The organism is Sulfidibacter corallicola, from assembly GCF_017498545.1.
Taxonomy (GTDB): Bacteria; Acidobacteriota; Holophagae; order Acanthopleuribacterales; family Acanthopleuribacteraceae; genus Sulfidibacter; species Sulfidibacter corallicola.
In genome coordinates, this window is record NZ_CP071793.1 from 1,592,768 (window position 1) to 1,618,380 (window position 25,613).

A 25,613-nucleotide genomic window follows, 5' to 3' on the forward strand; every position below is an offset into this window, starting at 1 on the left:
CGCCGTCGTCGAATTTTTATCAGGAATCTGGGAATTTCCGGAGTCAGGAAAAGCAAGGCTGGGGTGGCTCCTTCGCTCCTGGGTTTGGATTTTCATGGGTGCCTGGGTTTACTTTGAAAATGGCCCACGGCCCTTCGCCGGAAACCAGGTATGGCGGTTCTTTCTCGACATCGGGTTGGGTATGCCCGCTGGTTCGGGGCCCTTATGCAAATGGCACGGATGCTCGCCGTTTCGGGTCGTATGTCGTTTCTGCCTGAAAGCGGTTGCCGGTTGCTCGTTCGAAAGCGATCCCAACGTCGGTTTTATCCAACATCGTAGCCGTTGGGCGTCATCCGGTCGAAGCGATCTGGATGGGTTTCGATCGCGCGCCTGGCCGAAGAACCCAGGTGACGTCATTTGCCTTTGGATTTCATCAGCAAAAACTTCTGCCCCATTTCGATGATCTTGTCCACGAGCTCCTTGTTCTGTTTGGCTTTCTCCAGATCGACGGTCGTTTGACCCTTGGACAAGACGTAGTTCCGCTCGGTGGTTGCCATATCTTTCAACGCAACATTGAGAACGGCATGGTTCTGGTCTTTTTGTGCGACTTCCAAAGCGTGTAGTCGCGCCTGCATATTGGTCAGTTCGTGTTGAAAGTTCTTGATGTCCGATGAGTGTTGCAAATACAGGCGGAGAAAGAAAAACGCAAGTATCTCTACGAGAACGGAAAAAGCGACTTTAGGGAGATAGACATACAAGAACAAAATAAGCAAGTTTGTATCACCCAAGTTAATATTTTCTATGATACCTCTGAGAGAAAGTGTGTCATCGGTAAGAGAACCATAGTACCAGAAGAACCACAAGCCAAAAGCGGCGACAAGTAGGCCTATGCCCAGGTTGATTAAGGCATGGAAGTTCAGTCTCTGTATTTCTCGCTCAAGCCTCTGACAGATGGTTTGACCAATATCCGTTGTTCTTCGAGATTCACTGGAAGTAGTACCTGTCTGTTTTGGAGTATCACCTGCGTTGGAGGCGCTGATTGACGAATCTGGATTTATTGGTTCGATGTCCGCAGTACGAGATTGAACGAAGTAGATGAAGACAGAGACAGTGATGATGAGTAGAAAAGATGCAATTATCAGGTAAGCTAAGTGATATGGCTGTTTGCCTCGTAGGCGGAGCTCTTCGGCTATCAACTCTTTCGAGCTTTTTGAATAGCGCTCATTGGCTTGCTCTACTGCCATTCTTTGGGCCAAGAGCGCCGACTGATACTCACCAAATTTTACGGGCGTATTTTTTCTGGCCCACTCGGCGCCTTTGGACAGCAATCCCGGGTAATCCTCCAATGTCTTGCTCGGGAGCCTGGCGGCCTCTCTCTTTTGCTCGGTGAGCGCTTTCAGTGCCAATTCCTGTTGCAACTTGTTTTGTGTTAAACCGTTGGTGGTATTTACGAAAAGAATGGCGCTAATGGCGGTCAACCCGAAGATAACCACAAGGATAAGGATCATCCACCGATGTTTGAGATATTTGTTCATTAATGAATATCCTGTAATGAGGTGCTTTTCTGGGAGAGCTTGGTTCTTATGAGATTGAATTTAACACTTACCTCCGGGTAATCGAGCGCTCCTTTGATGATTCGAATGGAAGATCGTCCCAGGAGCACTGGAAACATTCCTTTCGGGCTGGCGTCCAGTTCCGGTTCCTCTGTCCAGGAGTGCCGTTGAAAACGAAAAAGCCCGGTTTCTTCTCGGTTAGGAGAATAAACCGGGCTGGCTATCTACTTGCTCCGTAATCAGGGGAAAGCTTGGACTTCGAGGGACCAGCTCGTTTTGCCTCTGGCATTTGTCTCGCCAGCAACGATATATGCTTCACCATTCTTGACACCCGCTAAATAGCCGTTGAAATAACTCTCGGGGGGGCCGACCTTTTCACCGAAGGGATCCACGATTTGCAGCAGTAATTCGCGGTCGGAATCAAAGTGGGAAACATAGGAAATTAAAAAATTCCCGCTCTCCAGAGGATACATTCCCACGATGGTCGATAATTTGGATCTCGCTTCTTTGGAGTATTCGTCGAATTGATCTTTGTTCATGTTGTATGCCCAGTAGGGATAGTAATTATCGAGTACGAGATTAATGTCCCCGATCTCGTTCTTCAAATTTTTCTCTCTAAAGGAGTATCGCTCGATAACGGGTTCGAATTCTTTAATCGTGAACACTTGATCGGCCTGTTTCGAAAAACTCAACCACTCCAGATTGAGGTAGCTGTCGATTTTCGTGTCGGGATAGACACGAAGCAGGATTGGCTCGTCGACCATTCGATACCGAAAGCCATCGTCTGCGCGTGTGATTTCCACTTTGTCCCAACGGCTGTGCCAGTTTTTGGTCTTGGGATCATGCCACAGGTTCTGGACAAAGAGCATGTCGTCGTGCTGGTAATAGTTGTGAATGTAAAGTTCGTTCTTGGCGCCGGTGACTTCCGGTCGTTTTTCCCGTTGGTCGATCGTTTTCTTCATGTCGCCTAACTGGCAAACTCCGGCGAATTGGAAATGCTTGTCGAAGGCGAAGATCCTTCGATTCAACCCGCCGTTTCCGTCGCCCAACCTAAGGCAACTGACAAAGTAGTGATCGGAGTCGTCCTCACCGCGCAGCTTTTGCTTCAGCACTTTGGCGACCATCCACGAATGATCGTATTGCGAGGGGAGATCTCTCTTTAAATCGATACGCTTCCTCAAGAACCCATCGCGTGCGAACACCCAGACGTAGGGCGACTGCGGACCCACGCCTCGTACCAAGATTTCTCCATCCGGGGACATGCCGAAACTCGTGTCGTGAACCGTTCCCAAATTGGGCCCCGTCTTGCCAAAGTTGAGGTCGTGAGGCTGCAGTAAAAGCAAGCACATCAAAAGACAAGTCATGATCTTTCTCCCTCGAGAATCGACATGTCAGCATCCACCTTGCCCGACGGTACATCCATCTCTCAAGGTGGGTGTATCATCATTCTTGGGTTCGTGACGTTCGGCCATTTGGGTCGGTTCTTCGTAATTTCTTTCTTCAAGCGCGGGATCCAGGTGCGGGTTCCATAAAATGAGAAACAAGAGCAAGGTCATATTCTCTCCTCTCTTTCTTCCAATAACTGCCGTATGATCTTTTAATACTATATGAGGAAAAACCGCGCAGAGGGTTGAGAAGTTGGCTTGTGCCGTGGAGTTGAAATAAATGAAAATATAATACATTGAGTCGGGGCCGCTGGATAACTCTCGCGCCTCGGCATGGGCATGGTGCCGTAGTCCGGTCAAACTGCTCGCCGCCTTGGAAAACAACCCCACCTCAAGAGAATCGCCAAGCGATGGTCTTGAATATAAAGCATTGAAAGTTGGTGGGTTAAAGACTGTGTGTGTCATTTTCTTGCGGCTTTGAATTTATTTTGGGGAGGAGGGTTTCTACTCTAACATGCGAGAGATGTGGTCGGATTGGATCAGGGAATTTGAAAAAATATAATTTTTATTCGTGGTCAAATTAACCTGGTCAGTGCCCTGTGTCATTAATATACTGTTTTCGAGTAAAACAGCAAGTCTCACTTTTGTTGATGGCCGAGAATCGAGAGGTAAAACACACCTAATTCTATTGACGTGTCGCCCCTACCAACATGAAGAAATCTTCAGGTGGCCTTCAGGGAGAGGTCACCTTGGCCTGCCTAAACTCGTCTCGACACGAGCCGGAAGGGATTCACCCTTCCACCAACGAAGACGAAGAAGGTGGATGCGATGCTGAAAAGGGTCTTGATTCAAGGTTGGCTGGTTCTGTTGTTGGGCTTGGGTGGTTCGACTGCGGCCTTGGCCCAGCTCGATGCCGGGGCCGATGGCGGATCGCAAAAAGAAAGCGGATTGGCGGGTTCTCGAGCACGGCATGTCTTTCAATTCGGGCTATACCGCGATGCGGCGGTCAATTTCGACTTGGGCTTCCCGCGCGGGGAACAAGGCATGCGTCCTTCGCTTTCCCTGGTCCATGCGAACGGCTTCGATTCGCGCAGCACCTACGTTCTGGCGAAGATCGACGTGCGTCGCCCCGGCAGGCGATTGGTGTTCGGCTTTGGCGTGGGTGGCTATAACCAGAAGGTCGACGCGCGCAAAAGTCTGTTCGGTCGACCGAAACCGGAAGAGTCGCACAGTGGCATCGCTTTGGAAGCGACACTTTCCTGGCTGTCCGGATCGGAGCGGTTCGTGGGGCGGATCGGCGTCTCGGGGAAAGACAAGGAGGATGATTTCTCTCTCGCGCCGATCGTGCAGTGGGGCATCCGGTTTTGAATGGGGAGTGGACGTGCGCGCGAAAGGTGGTTTTCCTTCCCGATTGGTGATGACTTCGGATTTCCACCACCGAGGGCGCGGATGGCGCGGAGTTCTATCCAGTTTGTTGTGAACTGTTTAAGTCGATTTGCTTGTGTTGGTTGTTTTTGAGAACTTTGGCTTTGGAGCCAACCCCTGTCCTTCTCCGTGAGATCGGTGCCCCCATCTGGAAACGGAATGGTTGCCGCCTCACAGATGGTTTTGGTTGGATGGGTACGGCACCAGCTCTCAGGTACCAGCGAGGCGATTGTTTAAAGGTGATTCGCGGGCACCTGGTGCTTGACTGCCGATACCCGCTTGAAACCAGGACCTTCCGATTCCGAGAAGCCACTTCAAAATGCTTCGAGGAGTATCTTGACGCACCCGATGCAGCACCGCTTAAATGAGAACCCAACGTTCGAGGAGTTTGGCCATGCGGGTCCTCATCGTGGAAGACGATGCACAACTGAGCGCGACGCTGGCCCGCGGCCTTCGCGAGGAAGGCTTTGGCGTCGAATGCGCCCGCGATGCCGAAGAAGGCCGCGCCTGGCTGGATATGGGTCCTTTCGACGCCCTGATCCTGGACTGGCGACTGCCAGGACGTTCCGGTTTGGATTTTCTCGCCGATCTGCGGGCGCAGCGCATCTCGATGCCGGTCCTGATGCTGACCGCCATGAGCGACGTGCACCATCGCGTGGCCGGGCTCGACCAGGGTGCCGACGACTACCTCACCAAACCCTTTTCCCTGCTCGAACTGATCGCGCGGTTGAGGGCCATCACGCGGCGCGCCCAGCCCGAGACCGACTACCGCCTTCGTTTCGCCGACCTGGTGCTCGATCCGCTCAGCCGTGAGGTGACCCGCGGCGAGCGTCACCTGGACCTGACGCCCCGCGAATTCCAGTTGCTGGAGCTGTTCCTGCGCCATCCCGAACGGGTGCTGACCCGCTCGATCATCGCCGATCAGGTGTGGGGCTTCTGCTTCGATGTGTCCTCGAACCTCATCGACGTGCACATTCGAAAGCTGCGCACCAAGCTGGAGGAAGAGGGAGAGCCGCGCATCCTGCACACCCAGCGGGGAGTCGGTTACCAACTCAAATCGGAGCGGAGCTCCTGACCATGTCCAATCGCGGCCGTCTGCTCATTCGGCGCTTGACCCTGAAGGTCGGCATGGGGCTATCGCTGGGTCTCGTGCTCTTTGCGGTTTTACTCTACCAACTATGGGCGCAAACCCTGATCTGGTCGCTGGACGACGATCTGCAGCGGGCCGCCGAGCACGTACGCCACGCGCTGCACACCCAGCGCGATGGAGGTGATTGGATCTCACCGCTGCGACGTCTGGCCCATCGCGAACGCATCGGTCTGGCGATCGTGGTCGACGGACAGCGGCACGCGATCGCCCAGATTCCGGAGACGGACATGGATTTGCCGGAGCTCGCCCGCCTGGCGCCCTCCGATCATCCCCAAAGCGTGACAGTCGACGATCGGAAACTGCGGGTCTACCTGCTGCGCCACTCCGAAAGCGGCGACCAAATTCTGCTGGGCCGCTCCTGGCGATGGGTCACCGATCCGCTTCACCGAATGCGCGAGTTGCTGTTGATCGGCACCCCGCTGGTGCTGCTGGCCGGTGTGTCCCTGTTGTGGGTGCTCCTGCGCCGCGCGACCGCGCCGCTGATCGACCTGATCGGCGAAGTGGAGGGACTGGCGCCCACCGGCTTGAGAAATCGGGTGTCTTCTCCCCGCACCGGTGACGAGTTGGAGCATCTGGCCGACAGTTTCAACGACCTGCTGGCGCGGTTGGAAGTGGCCTTCGACGCGCTGCAACGCTTCTCCTACGACGCGTCCCACGAGCTGCAGACGCCCTTGGCGCGCTTGCGTTCCGACCTGGAAGTCACGTTACTGCGCGATCGTCCACCCGAGGAGTATCGCGAAACCCTGGCGCGCGCCATCGAGGAAACCGATCGCATTGCCGCGATCGTCAAAAAGCTCTTGGAACTGGCGCGATTCGATGCGGGCCAGGTGGCTGTCGGTTCGGAGCTGATCGCCCTCGAAGATCTTTTCGCCAAGCTGGAAGAATGGATCGCACCGCTGGTCGGAGGACGGCGCCTTCGGTGGCGGATCGACGAGCCCTTGCGGGGCCTGTCGCTCATGGGGGATGCGGGCCTGTTGCAAACGGCGCTGTGGAACCTGCTGGACAACGCCCTCAAATTCGGTCCGTCGGATGGCGTCATCGAGGTGGCCGCGCGGTTCTCCGGCCAGAATCGCTGCGAACTGGTGGTTCGCAATAGCGGGTCCTACCTCGATGCCGAGCAACTGGACCACATCGCCCAGCCGTTCTACCGCGTACCGACCAAACACGAGGTTCCGGGTTTCGGGCTGGGGCTCAGCCTCTGTGAGCGGATCGCCAAGGCGCACGGTGGGGGACTGCGGTTGCGAAGCTGGAACCATCGAGCCGACATGCCGAGCGAGGTCGCGACCGAGATGACGCCGCCGGTCACGGAGGCGACCCTGTGGTTGCCCCATCCCGAAAAAGTCGCATCGTTCGAATCACGGGTTTCATCCCTTAAATAAATGAGTGAATCCCATCGCGGAAAGTGCGCCGGTATCTGAAGGTCGAGATCGAAAAATCGCGGCGGTGTCCGTGTAAATGTTTCTTTTCGAGTTATCTGTGTGGCAGGCAAGAAAATTGTCTTCACGAACGCGATCGTGATACGTCTTTGTGATCGATTAGAAGCGCGGGAAAATTGTGATTTTCAGGGAGTGGCCAAGAGCTTCGGCCTTCCCGTCAATATCCCAATTCCCCGTAAAGAAGCGTTTGACAGGCCCTCGGGCGGGTTCTAAACTGAGGAGCAAATTTTCCTTATCCAGTCCTACCCTCCCCATGTCATTTTGATATTTCGCAAACGCGGCTGACGAACCGAGACGAGCCACTCGAGTTAATTTACAGGTATTCATTCATGTGAACCTGAAGATTTCCCAAGCTTGGTGCGCTTGCTCCGTCGTTGTGAGGGCCGATCGGCGAGCAGGAGTGTTTCGGTGTTATTTTCAGAACGGCTGTCACGTCTCCCCGTGACCACGATGTTTTGGTTGTTTTTCGGTTCGAGTGCCTTTGTCCAGGCCCAAGTGAGCCACAGTTTCGAAGTGGGCATCGACAACGACAACAACCCCGAAACCGGTTGTCAGTACACCATGGCCGACGGTGTCGTGGTGGAGGGTATCGAGCTGATCGCGACCGTCACCGTACGCTCCGACGTGACGCCCGCCTCCGTCACCGAGGTGACCGTGCAGACCTGCGAAGTCAGCGGCACCTTTGGCGCCCCGCGCGTCGTCAGCAGCGGATCCTGGCCGGTGGCCGGCGATCAGGGAGCCAGCGGCACCGACGTGATCGAGGCGATGGTTCCCGCCGTGTACATGGGCATCACCACCGAAGCGCGTTTGGTTTACCAGAGCCGATCCTTCGGCGGCGATTTCGACGTGCTGCGCACCACGGACGGCAGTGGCGCCGGCAATGCCATCATCTACCAATTCGCGGCGCCGATTCCCACCCTCGGCGAGTGGATGCTGATCCTGTACATCGGCCTCTTCACCCTGCTCGCGCTGTACCTGTTGCGCCGCCGCAAACGACTCGGACCCGGGGGGGGCGCCTTGATGATTTTTCTGGCCATGCTCCTGATGGGTCCGGGCATCGCCATCATTTTGGACGGGAACCTGGACGATTGGGCCGGGGTGCCCGCGATCGGTATCGATCCGCTGGGCGACACCGATCAGGACGATCCATCCGCCGATCTGGGGGCGGTCTATGCCTGCGACATCAATGGCAACCTGTTCCTGCGCCTGGATGTGGGCGAGCTGGAAAACCTGGCGCCCAACGGCGTGGACGATACGGCCACGGTGGACGAAGACGACACGGTCAACATCGCCGTGCTGGCCAATGACGACGACGGCGACGGCGGTGCGCCCGGCGCCAACGTGACGCTGGACGGCATCGAGACCCAAGCCTCCAACGGGAACGCGGTCGCCGAGGCCGACGGCACCGTCACCTACACGCCCGACGCCGATTTCGCGGGCGTCGATACCTTCGTCTACCGCCTCGCCGACGATTTGGGACTGACCGCCACCGCGACGGTCACGGTGACCGTCGATCCGGTGCCGGATCCGCCGACCGCGGTGGCCGACAACGCCACCACCCCGGAGGAAGTGCAGGTCGACATCGACGTGACCGCCAACGACGTCGACCCCGACGCGGGTGACACCCTCACCGTGATTTCCGTCGACAACGGTGCCAACGGCACCGCCTCCATCGTCGCCAACATGGTGCGCTACGTACCGGACCTGAATTTCAACGGCGACGATACCTTCAATTACACGATTCAGGACAGTACCGGCAACATGTCGTCGGCCGCCATCACGGTCACCGTGTCCCCGGTCAACGATCAGCCCCAGGCGGTGGATGACGCGGCCAACACCAACGAGGACAACGGCCTCGACATCGACGTCCTGTCCAACGACATCAAGCTGGACGCTGGCAACGGAGACAGCCTGCTGGTTCTGGACGTGACCCTGCCGGCCAACGGCAGCAGCGCGGTCAATCCCGACCAAACGGTCAACTACACGCCGAATGCGGATTTCAACGGCGTCGACAGTTTCACTTACACGATTCGCGACGAAGAGGGCCTGACCGACACGGCGACGGTCACCGTCACGGTCGATCCCGTCAACGATCCGCCCACCGCCGGCGACGACAACGCGGCGACGGTGGAAGACACCGACGTCACCGTCTCGGTGCTGAACAACGACAGCGATCCCGACACGGGCGATACGCTGACGGTGACGGGGGCGGGCAACGGCACCAACGGGACCACGGTGTTCGACGGCACCTCGGTGACCTACACGCCAAATCCGGCCTTCGTCGGCAACGACAGCTTCACCTACACCATCGAGGACGGCTCCGGTGCGCCGGCCACCGCCACGGTCTCGATCGCGGTCAATGCCGATCAGGCCGAACCGATCGCGGTGGATATCGACGTGGAAACGGAAGAAGGCGAACCGGTGGTGATTCGTCCGCTGGACGGCCTTTTCCCCGGCGACAACGGGCCGCTGTTCCTGGTCTCGACCTCGCAACCGGCGGAGGGTAGCGCCAGCCTGATCATCGATCCGGCGGGGACCGCGACCCAACCCGACGCGATTCTCTACCAGCCGTTCGAAACCTTCACCGGCGTGGAAACCTTCACCTACACGGTGTCCGATCAGGTGGGCAACACGGCCTCGGCCAACATCAACATGACGGTCGTGGCCAAGAACAGCGCGCCGGTGGCCTCGCCCGACATCGCGCAAACCGAAGCCGATACCGCGGTCAGCATCGACGTGTTGGCCAATGACCGCGACCCCGACGGCGATGCGCTGGAAGTGGTGTTCGCCACCGACGGCGTGAACGGGAGCGTCGTGGTCAATCCCGACGATACGGTGACCTACACGCCGGATTCGGGCTTCGAGGGCCTGGACCAGTTCGCCTATACCGTGCGCGATCCGGGGAACCTGGGCGATACGGTGCTGGTGTCGGTCGACGTGGTGGGCCCGGGCGAAGCCGATGTGGCCATCGACGACAGCGCCACCACCCCCGAGGACACGCCCATCGAGGTGTTCGTCCTGGCCAACGACGGTGACGGAGGCGGCCCGCTTTCCATTCAATCGGTGACGCAACCGACCAACGGTTCGGTGATCATCAACGCGGGCAACACCACCGTAACCTACACGCCCGACCCCAATTTCGACGGTGACGGCGACGGCAGCACGGTGGACGACCTGTTCTCCTACACCCTGGCCGGCAGCCGCGGCGGCTCTCCGCTCACCGCGACCGTCAGCGTGTTCATCATTCCGCGCATCGATCCTCCCAACGCGGTGGACGACAACCCCAACGTGGACGAGGACAGCAGCACGCCGATCGACATTCTGGCAAACGACAGCGATCCCGAGGGCGGTGCCACGCTGACCGTGACCGAGGTGACCCAGGCCATCACGGGCGCCACGACGCTCAATCCCGACCAGACCGTGACCTATACGCCGCCGGCCGATTTCAACGGCAGCGATCTCTTCAGTTACACCATCGAGAACGAGGCCGGCCTGCGCCGCTCGGCGGTGGTGCTGGTCACCGTCGATCCGGTCAACGATCCACCTACAGCCAACGACGATGCCGAAACGGTGCTGGAAGCGGGCACGGATTACCCGATCGATGTGTTGGCCAACGACGACATCGCGCCCGACACGGGTGAAACGCTGACCATCACGGCCGTCGGCACGCCCGACAACGGCGGTTCGGCCGTGATCGCGGCCGGCGGAACGCGCATCGATTACACGCCCGAAACGAGCTTCGTGGGCACGGAAACCTTTACTTACACGATCGACGACGGCAGTGGTGCGGCCAACGCGACCGATACCGCCACCGTCACGATCACGGTCACGCCGCTGAACATCCCACCCGATGCGGTGGACGACGCCGAAACGGTGGCCGAGGACAGCACCACGACCACCTTCACGGTGCTGGCCAACGACACGACCGCGCCCGATGTGGGCGAGACCCTGACGATCACGGCCGTCGGCGCGACCGATAACGGCGGCACGGCGGTGATCAGTGGCGGCGGCACGACGATCGACTACACGCCGGCGGCGGACTTCTTCGGAACGGAAACCTTCACCTATACCGTGGACGACGGCAGCGGTGCGGCGAACGCCACCGACACGGCGACGGTGACCGTGACGGTCACTGGCGAAAACGACCCGCCGGTCGCGGTCGACGATACACCGGGGGCGGTGGACGAAGACAGTGCCGACAACAACATCGACGTGCTGGCCAACGACGACATCGCGCCCGACACGGGCGAAACGCTGACCATCACCGCGGTAGGTGCGACCAACAACGGCGGCACGGCCACGATCGCCGGTGGCGGCACCTCCATCAACTACACGCCGGCGGCCGATTTCTTCGGGACCGAGACGTTCACGTACACGATCGACGACGGCAGCGGAGCGCCCAACGCGACCGCGACCGCCACGGTGACCATGACGGTAACCAATACCAACGATCCGCCCGTCGCGGTGGACGATACGCCCGCCGTGGCCGAGGATTCTTCCGCCAATGCGCTCGATGTGTTGGCCAACGACTCCTTTGCGCCGGACACGGGTGAGACGCTGACGATCACGGCGGTGGGCGCGACGGACAATGGCGGTACGGCGGTGATCAGCGGTGGCGGCACCATGATCGACTACACGCCGGCGGCCAATTTCGCCGGTACGGAAACCTTCACATACACGATCGACGACGGCAGCGGTGCGCCCAACGCCACGGACACGGCGACCGTCACCGTGATGGTTTCCGGCGACAACGATCCACCCGACGCGGTGGACGATGCCGAAACGGTGGCGGAAGACGCCACGACCCAGACCTTCACCGTGTTGGCCAACGACACCACCGCGCCGGACATGGGCGAAACGCTGACGATCACGGCGGTGGGTGCGACGAACAACGGCGGCACGGCGGTGATCAGCGGCGGCGGGACGACGATCGACTACACGCCGGCGGCGGACTTCAACGGAACCGAGACGTTCACCTACACGGTGGACGACGGCAGCGGAGCGCCCAACGCGACGGATACGGCGACGGTGACGGTCACCGTGACGGCCGAAAACGATCCGCCGGATGCGGTGGACGATGCCGAGACGGTGGCGGAAGACGCGACGACGCAGACGTTCAGTGTGTTGACGAACGACAGCTTCGCCCCCGATACCGGTGAGACCTTGACGATCACGGCGGTGGGTGCCACGGACAACGGCGGCACGGCGGTGATCAGCGGCGGTGGCACGACGATCGATTACACGCCGGCGGCGGACTTCAACGGAACCGAGACGTTCACGTACACGATCGACGACGGCAGCGGCGCAGGGAACGCGACGGACACGGCGACGGTGACGGTCACCGTGACGGCCGAAAACGATCCGCCCGACGCGGTGGACGACGCGGAAACGGTGGCGGAAGACGCGACGACGCAGACGTTCAGCGTGCTGACGAACGACAGCTTCGCGCCGGACACGGGCGAAACGCTGACGATCACGGCGGTGGGCGCGACGGACAACGGCGGCACGGCGGTGATCAGCGGCGGTGGCACGACGATCGACTACACGCCGGCGGCGGACTTCAACGGAACCGAGACGTTCACGTACACGATCGACGACGGCAGTGGCGCGGGGAACGCGACGGATACGGCGACGGTGACGGTTACCGTGACGGCCGAAAACGATCCGCCCGACGCGGTGGACGACGCGGAAACGGTGGCGGAAGACGCGACGACGCAGACGTTCAGCGTGTTGACGAACGACAGCTTCGCGCCGGACACGGGCGAAACGCTGACGATCACGGCGGTGGGTGCGACGAACAACGGCGGCACGGCGGTGATCAGCGGCGGTGGCACGACGATCGACTACACACCGGCGGCGAACTTCAATGGAACCGAGACGTTCACGTACACGATCGACGACGGCAGCGGCGCGGGGAACGCGACGGATACGGCGACGGTGACGGTTACCGTGACGGCCGAAAACGATCCACCGGATGCGGTGGACGACGGCGAAACGGTGGCGGAAGACGCGACGACACAGACGTTCAGCGTGCTGACGAACGACAGCTTCGCGCCGGACACGGGCGAAACGCTGACGATCACGGCGGTGGGTGCGACGAACAACGGCGGCACGGCGGTGATCAGCGGCGGCGGGACGACGATCGACTACACACCGGCGGCGAACTTCTTCGGAACCGAAATCTTCACGTACACGATCGACGACGGCAGCGGCGCGGGGAACGCGACGGACACGGCGACGGTGACGGTGACGGTGACGGGCACCAACGATCCGCCCAACGCGATGGACGACGGCTTCATGGTGGCCGAGGACAGCCTGACCGGGCCCCTGAGCGTGTTGACCAACGACAGCATTCTTCCGGACACGGGCGAAACGCTGACGATCACGGGAGTGGGCGCAACGAGCAACGGCGGTACGGCGGTGATCAGCGGTGGCGGAACGACGATCGACTACACACCGGCCCCGAACTTCTTCGGAACCGAAACCTTCACGTACACGATCGACGACGGCAGTGGCGCGGGGAACGCGACGGATACGGCGACGGTCACCGTGACCGTGACCAATACCAACGATCCGCCCGATGCGATGAACGACAGCGAAACCGTGGACGAAAACAGCGCCGCCACCACCTTCATGGTGCTGGCCAACGACTCCATCCTGCCGGACGTGGGCGAAACCTTGACGATCACGGCGGTGGGCGTCCCGAACAATGGCGGCTCGGCGGTGATCACTGGCGGCGGTACGACGATCGACTACGCGCCTGCCATGAGCTTCACCGGAACCGAGACGTTCACGTACACGATCGACGACGGCAGTGGCGCGGGGAACGCGACCGATACGGCGACGGTGACGGTCACGGTATCGCCCCTCAACGACCCGCCCGTCGCTGACGACGAGGCCTACACCGTCATCGGCAACACCCTGTTCCACGTCAACTCGGCCGGTGACATCGGTGCGCCGCCCACCGGCGAAGCGGTCTTCGAATCGACGCTGGCCGACGTGCTCGACGGCGACACCGATCCCAACGGCCACAACCTGTCGGCCACGGTGGAAACCATCACCACCACGAACGGCGGCTCGGTCGACATGCGCGCCGACGGCAGCTTCGCCTATCGCCCACCGGCCGGCTTCACCACCGATTCCTTCACCTACACCGTCAACGACGACGGGGTGCCCAGCATGAGCGATACCGGCACGGTGACCATCACCATGCAGGACATGATCTGGTTCTTCGACGACAGCAACACCGACCCCACGCCGACCGGTACGTCGTCGAACCCGTTCAACAGTGCCCAGGACCTGACCGCGGCACCCTTCGCCGCGGGCCACATCCTGTTCATCCATACCGGCACCAGCACCACGCCAGGCAACGAAATCGACGGTTTGTTCGAGCCGCAGGCCAACACCGCGATCGTCGGGGAGGGTGTGGTGCTCGAAGTGAGCCACCCCGAAATCGGCGGTAACGCCACGTTGCGGACCGCGGGTACGCACCCGGTGATCACCAACTCCACCGACGACACCATCCGCATCAACGACGTGGACGGCGTCTCGGTGCGCGGCCTGACCGTCAACAACACCAGCGACAACGCGGTCGAGGTGGTCGCCGCAACCGGCGCGTTGGGCTTCACGTTCAGCGACAACGCCGTCGGCAGCGCGACCAACCAAGGCATTCGCATCGTCAACAACGCCACCGGCGACCTGACCCTGACGGCGAGCAACAACACCATCAGTTCCACCGGTGACGGGCTCAACGCCTCGCTGACGAGTTCCGGAAACTTGCGCGTCAGCCTCGACAACAATACCGATATCACGTCCGGTGGCTCCGGCATCGTGCTCGACGGCACCGGCGGCGCGGGCACCGTTTTCGTGCACTCCTTCGATTCCAACACCGTGCACCAGGACACCGTCGACGAAGGCATCATCATCAACGAAGCCACCTTCGATACCGATGACGCCACGCCGTTCGTCGCGGTCACCGGCGGATCGACCCGCATCGGCACCACCGGCGACGGCGTCGGCGGCGGCGGGCTGATCCTGCTCAACGTGACCGGCAGCCTGTCGTTCACGGATTTGGACATCGAAACGAACAATACCGGGTTGACCGTCCTGGGTAGTGGCGTGTACGTCCCCGATACCAGCGGATTCCTGTTGACCACGGCGGGCGGGACCATCGTGGCGACCAGCGTGGCGGTGGATCTGGACCCGATGACCGCGGCCATGACCCTCGACAGCGTCACGACGACCGGCGGCAACAACGGCATCAGCCTGGAAGACGTGGCCGGTACCGTCCAGATCAACGGTGGCAGCATCAGCGGCACCACCGGTACCGCCTTCGCGGTGAATCGCGGCGACGCCGACGTGACCTACCAGGGCGGCATCACCAACACCACGAACCGGCTCCTGACGGTGACCGACACCACCGGTGGCACCGTGACCCTGAGTACGGGCACCCTGTCCGATACCGGCGGCAGCGGTATCCAGCTCTCCGGTGTGGCCGGCGACGTCACGGTCAGCGCCACCACGACCATCGGCAACTCGACCAGCTCGGGCATCGATATCCAGGGCGGTACGGGTACCTTCAGTTTCAGCAACACCACCATCACCAACCCCACCGGCGTGGCGCTCAACGTCGACGGCGGGGGCGGCGGCTCCACGGCCTCCGTCACCTTCGGCGGTTCCATCACCAAGAACAATGCGGGCCTGGCGATCGACATCAACAACGTCGATACCGGCGGTTCGGTAGACATCAACACCACCACCCTGGACATCGACAACGGCAGCGGCATCCAGATCACCGATACCGACGTCACCGTGGGCATCGACAACGCCGACATCGACAACACCAGCACGGGCATCGACCTGTCCAACAACACCGGGACCTTCACCTTCTCGGGTCTGAACATCGCGGGCACCACGACCGCCGGGGTCCTGGTCAACACTGGCTCGGGTTCGGTCAACTACACCGGCCCCATCGCCAACGCCAGCGGCCGATTGGTGGACATCCAGAACACCACCGGCGGCACCCACACCTTCTCGGGCGGGACCCTGACCGGCGCGGGCACCGGCATCCTGCTGGGCAGCAACGCCGGAACGACGACCAACTTCAACGGCAACGTCGACCTGCTCGGCTTCACGGTCCTGCCGCTCAGCATTGCCACTTCGGCCACGTCCACCGTGCATTTCGCCAACCTCGACGTCACCACCACCGGCGCCAACGGCATCGACATTTCCAACCTGGGTACCTTCACGGTCACGACCGGCACGGTGGGCGCCACCACCGGTTCGGCCATCCAGTTGAACACCGTGGGTATCGGCGCGGGCGGCGTGACCTTCACCACCATCGCCTCGTCCAGCAGCGGCGCCACGCCAGGGGTGTCGCTGAACACGGTCACCGGTGCGGGAACCTTCGGCGCCAGTACCTCGGTGACCGTCAACGGCACCACCGGCGGCGCGGGCGGCATCGATATCCGCAGCAGCTCGGCGGCCGTCAGCCTGACCGGGCTCGATGTGGACAACACGTCCGGCGCGGGCGTGTTCGCCGATTCCAATACGGGCAACATCTCGCTGCTCGGTGCGGGTAGCGACATCTCCGGCGCGACGGGACCGGCGTTCGATATCAACAACGGCCAGGCCGATTTCTCCTACGCCGGAACCGTCACGACCAACACGGCAAGCTTGTTGGTCGACATCACCAACAACCAATCCGGTACCCTGAGTTTCAGCAATACCCTGAACAGCAGCGGCGGCGGTCAGGGCATCAACCTCGGCAGCAACAGCGGCGGCACGCTCACCTTCAGCGGGGCCGTGACCCTCAACACCGGCACCAATACCGGCATCAACGCCACCTCCAACACCGGGTTCAGCATGAACTTCACCGGCAACCTGGACGTGGACACGACCACCGGAATCGGTGTCACAGCCACCGGTGGCGGCACCCTCAGCATCAACGGCGGAACCAACTCGGTCACCGTCGGTGCGGCCACCGCCGTCAATATCAGCAACACGACCATCGGCGGCAACGGATCGACCGGCGGCATCGTGGTCCGCGACATCTCCTCCAATGGCGGCGCCACCGGAATCGCGCTCAACAACACGGGCGTGGGTCGCTTCGTCGTGACCGGCACGGCCACGACCGACGGCACTGGCGGCACCATTCAGAACAAGGCCGGTCGGGGCGCCGAATTCCTTACGGCCCAGAACATTACGCTGAGCAACATGACGTTCACCAACAACGCCACCACGGACGCCGTCGGCGGCTGTGGCAACGATGGCACCGGCAATGCCAACTGCAACGCCGCACTCCACTTCGGCACAGTCACCGGCGTCACGCTCACCAACGTGGACGTGGACAACAACGGCGGTCAGTACGGCATCAACGGCAACGACGTCACCGACTTCGTCATGACCAATTCGATCGTGGAAGACGTGGGTAACGGCGTCAACGAGCACGCGGTGCGCTTCGCCGACCTCAAGGGTACCTGCAACCTGGACGGCAATACCATTCGCAACAGCGACCGCTTCCTGGTGTACATCCACAACGATGGGACTTCGGCCCTGACGAGCTTGACGCTCAACAACAATACGCTCACCAATTCCGCCAACGAATCGGCCTTCAGGTTCCGCAGCATCGGAACCTCGAGCGCCACGCTGAACTTGACCGGCAACACCATCACCAACAACTTCTCCGGCGCCATCGTGGCCGATGCCTTTGGATCGTCCACCATGGACATTACCGTCAGCGGCCACACCGCCACCGGCAACACCGATTTCGTGCAGATTACCAGCAATGAGAGTGCGGACGTGACCTACGACGTCCTCAACAACACCAACGTCAACAACACCGGGGGGGGCATCACCTGCAACCTGGGCGATTCCTCCACTGTCACAGGCTCGCTGTCCGGTTTCGTGCGAAACAACGTCGTCGTCGTTACGGGTGGTGCTACGAGTTCTCCAGCCATTCGCGTCGTCGCCAACGGCGCGGGCACGCACAACGCCACGATCGATAACAACAACGTCAGCTTTAACAGCGCCGATGTGGTGAGTACCATGTTCATCGCCTCGCGTGACGGCAGTTGTACCCTCAATGCGACCGTGACCAACAACACGGTTGCGATGACGGCCGCCTTCGGGCTGCACGCCATCCAAGCTGATTGCGGGGTCACCAACGCCGATACCACGACGCTCTGCCTGGACATGAGGGGCAACACCGCGACCAATACCAACGGGTTGCAGGCGATTCGGACCCGGCAGCGGGGCACCAACTCCATTTATCAACTGGAAAGCCTCTCGCCGGTGAATGGCTCGAACGCGGCCGCGGTCGAGGGTTATCACGCCACCCGAAACCCGGCCACCAACGCCGCCGATATCGACGTGCGTACCTCGGGAACGGACACCGTCGTAAACTACACCCACAGCGCCGGGTGTACCGAACCGACCCCCTGATACTTCCGGCAAAAACCCCGGTACCCGAAGTGCCGGGGTTTTTTGCGTCCGGATTTCATGATGGGGACATGTTTCGGCGGCATGTTCATCTGACCGCAATGTTGGGGCTTCAAAGTGAATAGGTGAAAGGCCGAGGGCGACTTCCCGCGATGGGTTCCACCCTGGATCGGAACTCTTCCATGCGCGGGCATCGCCTTGACCGAACGTCTATGGAGGTACCCATGTTCGAACTGAAAGCTCTGAAACCCCTCGCTTTGGTCCTCGCTACGGTGATGTTCCTCTTCGTTCCATTATGTGCTCAGGAAGATGAGGAAGAATGCGATCAGGAACCGGATACCCGCGTCTTTTCCGCGAGTTTCAACAGCGGCGATTGCGTCTGGATCAATCGTTACCCGCCCAACAAGATCAAACACCCCTATTGGATCATGGAGCCTGGCTGGCAAGTGGTGCTCGAAGGTGACGACGACGGTGAGGAAGTGCGCCTCGAAATGACGGTGCTCGATGAAATCGTGGTCGTCGACGGCGTACATACCCGGGTCATCGAGGAGCGCGAGTTCATCGACGGCGAGTTGTACGAGGTCTCGCGCAACTTTTTCGCGATTTGCAGCCGAACCAACGATATCTACTACTTCGGTGAGGACGTGGACTTCTACGAAGACGGCGAGATCGTCGGTCACGAAGGTGCCTGGCGGGCCGGCGTCGACGGTGCGGTGGCGGGTATCATCATGCCGGGTACACCGATGATGGGTGCGCGGTTCTTCCAGGAGATCGCGCCCGATGCCGCCGAGGACCGTGCGGAAATCGTGCATATCGGCAGCGTCGAGGTGGGCGACATGACCTTCGACGACGCGGTGGAGTTCCTGGAAACGAGCCCGTTGGACGGTCCCTGTGAAACGTCGATCAAGTACTTCGCCCACGACATCGGGATGGTGCGCGACGACGACCTGGAATTGGTGGAATCGGGCTACGTGTTCCGGGTCGATCCCGATTTGCCCTTGAAGCGGTGATCCGACGCAGGCTTTTCTGGAAGGTCCCGATGTGTTTGGCATGCCCCCGTCTCGGCGGGGGCTTTTGCCGTTTGGGGGAGGGGGAGGCGGGTGTTCCTGGAAGCGGTTCGGCTTGGGGGAGAGGGAATTTCACCACTGAGTTCGCGGAGGTCACGGAGTTTATGGGCACGACGCCGACCCCACCTCTCCGTGCCCTCCGCGAACTCGGTGGTAAAAATTTCCTGAATCTCCAAGCCACGCTCGCCCGTGCGCAATCCTCCACCGTTCAGAGCTCCGCCTGCTCCCGACGATCCCACTTGGCCTTGATCTCCATGATCTCCGATTCGATCTCCATGAAACAGGCCACCAAACGCGGCTCGAAATGGTTCCCGGAACCGCGTTCCAGTTCGGCGAGGGCCGCATCGATCGGCCAGGCCTTTTTGTAGGGACGAACCATGGTCAGGGCGTCGAAGACGTCGGCGATGGCCACGATGCGTGCACTCTCGGGGATGTCCACGCCGCTCAGGCCCGCGGGATAACCCTCGCCGTTCCACTTCTCGTGATGGCTCAGTGCCACGTCCGCCGCCATGCGGAACAGCGGCGTGTCGCTTTTGGACAGGATGCTGTGGCCGATGGTGGTGTGGGTCTTCATGACCACCCATTCTTCCGCGTCCAAGCGGGCCGGCTTCTTGAGAATGGCGTCGGGGATCCCGATCTTGCCGGTATCGTGCATCGGCGCCGCCAACGCCAACATCGCCGCCCGGTCAACGTGCCAGCCGGCGCGCCGGGCGATCGCGCCCGAGTAGGCGGCCATGCGCCAGATGTGGACGCCGGTGTCGGTGTCGTTGTAGTGGCCGGCCTCGCCCAGCATGTGGATGGCGGCGCTCTGGCTGCACGCCAGCTCGGCGGTTTTGCGCACCACGCGTTCCTCGCAAGCGCGCTGCTGATCGTAGAGGGCCAGGTGGGTGGCCGTGCGCGCCAACACGATCGGTCGCGAAACCGGCTTGGTGATGTAGTCCACCGCGCCTACCTGAAAGCCGCGGTCCTCGTCCTCGATCTCGGCTCGTGCCGAAACGAAAATGACGGGAATACGCGCCGTCTCCGGGTTGGCCTTCAGGCGGGTGCAGACCTCGTAGCCATCCATTCCTGGCATCATCACGTCCAACAGGATGATGTCTGGCACGACCTTGCTCGCCACTTCCAGGGCCATGGGCCCGTCGGTCGCCGTGGAAATATGGTAGTCGTCGCGCAGAATCTGGCGCATCAGTTGTAGGTTGTTCGGTTCGTCGTCGGTGATCAGGACGCGTTGCTTCTTGAGCGTCATGGCGCTTCCTCCAAATCGATGTTCAAGGACAGAGCGAGATGTGAAAGCTCGGCGCGAGCTTTGTGGAAGTCGAAGGCCTCCAGGGCCTTGCGAATGTCGGTCAGGTGTACGTCCGCCATGTGGGCGGTCAACTCCTGGAGTATCTGTTCCGATTGGTCCGGGTCGTATTGTGCCATGGCCTGGAGCATGGCGCGCATGAGCGGCTCGATCCGTTCCAGATTCGTGGGAGAGGGAAGCGGTACCGAACGCTCTCCGAGTTCGGGGTGAATCGAGGTGTCGATGGCGTCACAGGTTGCGGCCAATCGTGCCGCGAGACTGTCCAGAAGCGGCTCGATGCCATCCAGTTCGCCCTTGCGCAGGCAGGTCTCGGTTTCGACCGCGGTGCGATGCAGCGGATCGAGATGCAGGTTCCCGGCGATGCCGCGGAGCTTGTGGATTTCGGCGCGGGCCTGGTCGAGGTCGTCGGCATCCAGGGCGGTTCGGATCGCCTCGACGCGGGTGCGGTGCTCTTGGGCGAATCCCGTCAGGGCCTTTTCGAAGAGAATGCGATCCTGCCAGACGTGAAGCGCGCCTTTCCAATCGATGAGCGATGGATCTTGCGCCCCCGTGTCCTGTCGCGTCGCGGTCTCCTCTTCCTCGACCGAGGGAAGGTCCTGAGGGGAGGCGGTCACCAGGCGCGCCATCGCCTCGAACAGCTTGTCGAAATCGATGGGCTTGCCGATGGTCAGGTTCATGCCGGCCGCGTCGCATTGGTGGATGTCTTCCTTCATGACGCTGGCGGTCATGGCGATGATCGGAAGGGTGGCGCCGCCTTCCATTTCGCGGATGCGGCGGGTTGCCGTCAAGCCGTCCATCTGCGGCATCTGAACATCCATCAGGATGATGTCGAAGGTGCCGTTCTCGAAGGCCTCTATGGCCTGCAAGCCGTTGCGTGCCGTGGTGATTCGATGCCCCTTTTTCACCAGGCGGGCCTTGGCCAGCAGGATGTTTTCGGCGATGTCGTCCACCAGCAGAATGCGGTAGCGACCCTGGGCCTGGTCTGCGGTGGCTTCCCCATCCGCGGTCGTTTCGAGGGAGTCGGTGGGTTTCAACTCGATCGTGAAGAAGAACCGACTACCTTTGCCGAGCTTGGACTCGATCCACATCTCGCCGTCCATCAACTCCACCAACTGGCGGGAGATCGTGGTGCCCAATCCAGTGCCGCCGAAGCGTCGCGTCATCGAGGTATCGGCCTGACTGAACGGTTCCAAGATTTTGTGGATGTGTTCCTCGGCGATGCCGATCCCGGTGTCTTCGACCACGAACGTCAGGTGGTTCCCGTCTCCAGCGGAACCGACCGCGACCTTGACGTAGCCGTGATCGGTGAACTTGACCGCGTTGCCGACCAGGTTGAACAGGATCTGGCGCAGTCGGTGGGGATCGCCCAGGAAGGTCTCCGGCAGATCCGATTCCAGATCGAGTTGGAGCTTCAACTGTTTTTCGGCGGCCTTGATGGCCATCATGTCCAAAATTTCGTGCAGGACGCGCGGCAAGTGGAAGGGCCGGATTTCCAGGGCGAGTTTGCCCGATTCGATTTTGCTCACATCCAGGATGTCGTTGATGATGCGCAGGAGGAATTGGGCCGAGCTGTGCGCGATCGCCAGGTGCTTGCGCAGGTGGCCCGGCAGGCCGCTGTCCTCCAGCGAAAGGCCCAGGAAACCGAGAATCGAGTTCATCGGCGTGCGGATCTCGTGGCTCATGTTGGCCAGAAAGATACTTTTGGCGCGGGCGGTGGCCTCGGCCTGGTCGCGCTCTTTCTGAAGCTGGTTGGCGCGCCGCAGCTCTTGCGACACCAGCCGTTCCTTCTCCACCAATTTGCGTTCCTGGTCCAGTTCGCGGTTCTTGCGCGCCAGTTCCTCGGCCTGGGCGCTGGTACGTGCGCGAATGAAGGTGCCCACGAGCGCCAGCGCGAACAGGGCGTAGGCCGTCTTGGCCCACCAGGTCTGCCAGGGCGCGGGTAACTTGACGATGCGGATGTCGGCCCCGGTTTCGTTCCAGAGCCCGCTGTTGTTGCTGGCCTTCACACGGAACCGGTACTCGCCGGGCGGGATGTTGGTGTAGGTGGCGATGCGGCGCTGGCCGACGTCGTTCCAATCCGAATCGAAACCTTCCAGCCGATAGGCGTATTGGTTTTTGCCGGGTGCCGAATACTCCAGGGCCGCGTAGAGGAACGAGATGACGTGGTCGCGGTGGGTGAGGGTCAGCGAAGCCGCGGTGGTGATGGATTGCGGCAGCAGCACGCGCTTGTCGAGAACCTTCCCGATCTGAACCGGTTGGTTGAACATCAGGAAATCCGTAATCACCACCGGCGGTGCATAGGGGTTGTCGACCATGCGATCGGGTTGGAATCGGTTGAACCCGTTCATGCCGCCCATGTACATGGTGCCATCCGGTGCGGTGTAGAAGGCGCCCCTGTAAAACGTGATGTTGTGCAGTTCCTGAAAGTCGTAGGTCTGAAAGTGCCGGTCCCCGGGGTTGAAGCGACAGAGCCCACTGCCGGTGGCCAACCAGAGCTGGCCGCGCTCGTCTTCCTGAATGCCGTAGACCGCGTCGTGGGGCAGTCCATCCGGCTCCTTGAAATGGCGGAAGGCCTGGGTGTCAGGATCCAGCCGGTTCAACCCGTTTTCCGTGCCGCACCACAGGGTGCCGGTTCCGTCGCGATGAATCGCCCAGACCATCGTGTCGCTGAGGCTGTCGGGATTGTCCACATTGGCGAAAAAGTGTTCGATTTCAAGGGGTTCGGCCCGTTTGTCCAGGCGCATGCGGAAGAGTCCCTCGGTGGTGCCGATCCACAGCAGATCGGCGTAGTCCTCGTGAAGGGAGAGTACCGGTTCGGCGGGCAGGCGCATGGCCGCGCCGGGGCGATCGGCGTAGCGAATGAACGCCCCCGATTCGGGGTCATTGCGATCCAATCCACCTTCGGTGCCGATCCACAGTCGTCCCTGACTGTCCTGGTGCAGCAAGGTGATGTGGTTGTCGCTGAGGCTCGAGGGGACCTCCTCGTCCGAGAGGAAGTGGGTGAAGGTCTCCGTTTCGCGGTCGAACCGGTTGAGCCCGCCTTCGTCGGTACCCACCCAAAAGTCGCCGCGACGGTCTTCCAGAAGGGCCGTGATCTCGTCGTTGTTCAGCGATTTCGGATCGTTCGGGTCGTGGCGGAAGTGGTGGAAGTCCCGCGAGTCGGTATCGAACCGATTGAGGCCACCGGCCTCGGTGCCGATCCACAGGGTGCCCTGGCTGTCCTCGAGAATGGCCTGGACCCGGTTGTGGCTCAAGCTGGCCGGGTTGCGCGGGTTGTTGTGGAAGTGTGCGAACTGACGGGTGCGCGCGTCGAACTTGTTGAGGCCGCCGCCGTCGGTGCCGATCCAGACGATGCCCGATCGATCCTCGAAGAGCGAGCTGATTTCGCTGTAGCTCAAGCTTGCGGGGTTGAGGGGATCGGTGCGAAAGCGGATGAATCGTTCGCGATCGGGGCCGATCAGGCTCAGGCCATACAAGGTGCCGACCCAGACGAGGCCCTGCGCGTCGCAGTGAATCGCGTTGACTTGATGGTGGCTCAGGCTGTGGGGATCCTCTTCGTGATGGAGGTACTGGTGGAAGTCTCCCGTTCGCCGGTCGAGGCGCATCAGGCCGGAGGCTTCGGTCCCGATCCACCAGACTCCCGCAGCGTCCTCGACCAGGACGTTGATGTCGCTGCGTCGCAAAGGATGATCGTCGGGGAGGGGTTGTTTCAGCGAGGCGGCATCGTTCTGTATGTACCGGAGCAGGCCCGCGTCGGTACCCAGCCAGATCGCGCCGTCTTCCGTTTCGCGAATGGCCTTGACGCTTTTATCGGCAAGGTGGCGCGCGAGGTCGGCCGGGAGCGGGATCGCTTTCCAACGGCCGTCCTTGACCCAGAACCGGACCACGCCTTGCTCGGTGCCGACCCAAAAGGTGCCCGCCTCATCCTGATACATGGTGAGGACCAGTTCCTCGAGCCGTTCCAGGAAGGCATCGGGATCCTCCGCTGGATCTGGTTCCTCCTCGTCCTCCTCGTCCTCCTCGTCTTCATCCCCCGATTCTTGGCTTCTGGTGGGTGTTTCGCGTTGCGAGGCTGGGGAAACGAAGCGCTCCAAGTGCGGATCGTAGGTGTTCAATCCTCCGTCGGTGCCGATCCACAGCGAGCCTTGCGCATCTTCGAAAAGCACGGTCACGTTGTTGTTGCTCAGGCTGAAGCGGTTTTTGGGATCGTGGCGAAAGCTTTTGAATTGGTAGCCGTCGAACCGATTCAGGCCGTTTTCGGTCCCGATCCAAATGAACCCGGTTCGATCTTGAAGAATGCAGGTCACGATGCCGTCCGACAGGCCCTGCTCCACCGAGAAATGGGCGAACGAAAGGTCCTTCAAGGAGGCCTGGGCGCAGAGGGGTTGGAAGCGTTCGAGGAACGCGGGAATCAACAGCGAGAAGAACAGGACCTGGGGCCAGAGGGAACCGGCGCCGCTCGTTGGTCGTTCGCCGCATGATTCTCGACAGGTCGACAGTTCCAGCCGCGCCGCAGAATCGCGGTCATCGTGATCGCGGCGTCTCAGCATCGGGACCACCGGTTGGGTGAGCCGGCACGGCATCCTGCAAGCGGACTGACCGCGTTCGAACATGGGAAACACATCGGTGCTCCTGGGGCGTGGGGAGGATTGGGTTCGTGGCCTGGGTGGGGTCTTGGCCACGAAAGGCGGGTCGCCGTGTTTTGGGGACAGGTTCGGGATGGTTGCGGGGCGGTTCTTCTCCTTCTTTCGACCGGGATCGACAATTGATTTAGACCCCGACCCGTCGAAAATCCGACGTGGCATCACTTATTTGAATGTCAGCATCGCTTTGTCGAACTCTCGCGGTTTTGCGCACGGGCTCTGCGATCTCCGTG

The 25,613-nt window shown here is 60.9% G+C and carries 10 protein-coding genes; 5 read left to right on the top strand and 5 right to left on the bottom strand.

From position 1 onward, the window contains the following. Window positions 1-392 precede the first annotated feature (392 nt). The 3 genes from J3U87_RS04665 to J3U87_RS04675 all read right to left on the bottom strand — a co-directional run bounded on the left by J3U87_RS04665 (window position 393) and on the right by J3U87_RS04675 (window position 3,301). Window positions 393-1,514: a hypothetical protein gene (locus J3U87_RS04665; RefSeq protein ID WP_237381868.1), complete on the bottom strand. Its 1,122-nt coding sequence runs from the start codon at window positions 1,512-1,514 to the stop codon at window positions 393-395. A 257-nt stretch (window positions 1,515-1,771) separates the two neighbouring features. After that, window positions 1,772-2,896 carry a hypothetical protein gene (locus J3U87_RS04670; protein ID WP_237381869.1) on the bottom strand — a complete coding sequence of 375 codons (1,125 nt, stop codon included), beginning with the start codon at window positions 2,894-2,896 and terminating at the stop codon, window positions 1,772-1,774. A 27-nt stretch (window positions 2,897-2,923) separates the two neighbouring features. Beyond that, window positions 2,924-3,301, bottom strand: a complete 378-nt coding sequence (locus J3U87_RS04675) for a hypothetical protein (RefSeq protein ID WP_237381870.1) — start codon at window positions 3,299-3,301, stop codon at window positions 2,924-2,926. Window positions 3,302-3,745: 444 nt separating this feature from the next. On the opposite strand from J3U87_RS04675, the gene J3U87_RS04680 reads away from it, so the two are divergent. From J3U87_RS04680 to J3U87_RS04700, 5 genes are all read left to right on the top strand, one after another. Then, window positions 3,746-4,285: a hypothetical protein gene (locus J3U87_RS04680; RefSeq protein ID WP_237381871.1), complete on the top strand. Its 540-nt coding sequence runs from the start codon at window positions 3,746-3,748 to the stop codon at window positions 4,283-4,285. 451 nt (window positions 4,286-4,736) lie between these two features. Continuing rightward, a complete protein-coding gene (locus tag J3U87_RS04685; protein WP_237381872.1) occupies window positions 4,737-5,417 on the top strand; it encodes a response regulator transcription factor in 681 nt (226 codons plus the stop codon). 2 nt (window positions 5,418-5,419) lie between these two features. Further along, window positions 5,420-6,871 carry a sensor histidine kinase gene (locus tag J3U87_RS04690; protein ID WP_237381873.1) on the top strand — a complete coding sequence of 484 codons (1,452 nt, stop codon included), beginning with the start codon at window positions 5,420-5,422 and terminating at the stop codon, window positions 6,869-6,871. A gap of 465 nt (window positions 6,872-7,336) precedes the next feature. Continuing rightward, the gene (locus tag J3U87_RS04695; RefSeq protein ID WP_237381874.1) at window positions 7,337-18,370 is read left to right on the top strand and encodes an Ig-like domain-containing protein; all 11,034 of its coding nucleotides are present in this window, start codon (window positions 7,337-7,339) and stop codon (window positions 18,368-18,370) included. A 221-nt stretch (window positions 18,371-18,591) separates the two neighbouring features. Beyond that, on the top strand, window positions 18,592-19,377 hold the full coding sequence (locus J3U87_RS04700; protein WP_237381875.1) for a hypothetical protein: 786 nt from the start codon (window positions 18,592-18,594) through the stop codon (window positions 19,375-19,377). A gap of 265 nt (window positions 19,378-19,642) precedes the next feature. On the opposite strand, the gene J3U87_RS04705 is transcribed toward J3U87_RS04700, so the two are convergent. Together J3U87_RS04705 and J3U87_RS04710 are read right to left on the bottom strand one after the other, a co-directional pair. Next, the gene (locus tag J3U87_RS04705; protein WP_237381876.1) at window positions 19,643-20,680 is read right to left on the bottom strand and encodes a response regulator; all 1,038 of its coding nucleotides are present in this window, start codon (window positions 20,678-20,680) and stop codon (window positions 19,643-19,645) included. After that, complete coding sequence (locus tag J3U87_RS04710) at window positions 20,677-25,350, bottom strand: hybrid sensor histidine kinase/response regulator (protein WP_237384479.1); 4,674 nt, start codon at window positions 25,348-25,350, stop codon at window positions 20,677-20,679. The genes J3U87_RS04705 and J3U87_RS04710 overlap by 4 nt, the downstream gene beginning before the upstream one ends. Window positions 25,351-25,613 lie beyond the last annotated feature (263 nt).